This is a genomic window from Streptococcus infantis, from assembly GCF_047460405.1.
Lineage (GTDB): Bacteria > Bacillota > Bacilli > Lactobacillales > Streptococcaceae > Streptococcus > Streptococcus infantis_Q.
The window spans coordinates 1-675 of record NZ_JASHGH010000053.1 but is presented as its reverse complement, the minus strand read 5'-3'; the positions used below and the strand labels follow the sequence as shown (position 1 = coordinate 675).

At 35.0% G+C, this 675-nt stretch carries 1 protein-coding gene; it reads left to right on the top strand.

Annotation, left to right across the window (positions count from 1 at the left end; translation table 11 throughout):
• A partial coding sequence (locus QM928_RS09985; protein ID WP_414295155.1) for an IS3 family transposase occupies positions 1–659 on the top strand: 659 nt, incomplete at its 5' end.
• Positions 660–675 lie beyond the last annotated feature (16 nt).

The window sequence follows — 675 nt, the reverse complement described above, 5'->3', positions numbered from 1 at the left end:
AACTAAGAAATCGTGGTTATCTGGTAAATCATAAAAGAGTTCAACGCTTGATGAAAGTACTCAATTTACAAGCTAAAATGCGACAGAAACGAAAATATTCTTCTCATAAAGGAGACGTTGGCAAGAAAGCAGATAACCTTATTCAACGCCAATTTGAAGCAGCTAAACCAATGGAAAAGTGCTACACAGATGTGACAGAATTTGCCATTCCAGCAAGTACTCAAAAGCTTTACTTATCACCAGTTTTAGATGGTTTCAACAGCGAAATTATCGCCTATAATCTTTCAACTTCACCAAACTTAGAACAAGTGAAAGCTATGTTAAACCAGGCCTTCAGTGAGGAACATTACACAAATACTATTCTCCATAGTGATCAAGGATGGCAATATCAACACAATTTTTATCACAGGTTTTTAGAGAGTAAGGGAATTCAGCCATCTATGTCACGTAAAGGTAACAGCCCAGACAACGGCATGATGGAATCTTTCTTTGGCATTTTGAAAGCGGAAATGTTTTATGGTTACGAGAAGACGTTTAAATCACTTAATCAATTGGAACAAGCTATTGTAAACTATATTGATTATTACAACAACAAACGAATTAAGGTAAAACTAAAAGGACTCAGTCCTGTGCAATACAGAACTAAATCCTTTGAATAAATTAATTGTCTAACTT